This is a genomic window from Bacillus pretiosus, assembly GCF_051294775.1.
GTDB lineage: Bacteria > Bacillota > Bacilli > Bacillales > Bacillaceae_G > Bacillus_A > Bacillus_A wiedmannii.
The window spans coordinates 1-289 of record NZ_JBPPHF010000415.1 but is presented as its reverse complement, the minus strand read 5'-3'; the positions used below and the strand labels follow the sequence as shown (position 1 = coordinate 289).

1 pseudogene is annotated in these 289 nt (G+C 33.2%); it reads left to right on the top strand.

Annotation, left to right across the window (positions count from 1 at the left end):
• Positions 1 to 262: pseudogene (locus ACSG5Z_RS31520) on the top strand (M56 family metallopeptidase); the annotation flags it as partial.
• Between the last annotated feature and the right edge of the window lie 27 nt (positions 263 to 289).

Sequence of the window (289 nt, the reverse complement as noted above, 5' to 3'; positions counted from 1 at the left end):
ACACTACATGATGCCTGGAGAAGAGAATCTAGAAAGTTATAGTTTAGACGGGAAAGGAATGGTCTATAATAAATCTACTCATGGAGAGGGTAAGTTAAAAGGGCTCAAAATGTTTGTACCAGCACAAGGTAAGAATAGTGAGTATCAAATTGTCATAGTGAATGATATTTTTACAAGAGATACAACGATATACGAAGAGATAATCGATGATGAGCTAACTAAGAAAGAGATGGAGAAAATCTTACTTTCTATGTCAAAATAAAAGACAGTGTTCTTAAAGTTTTGGTTT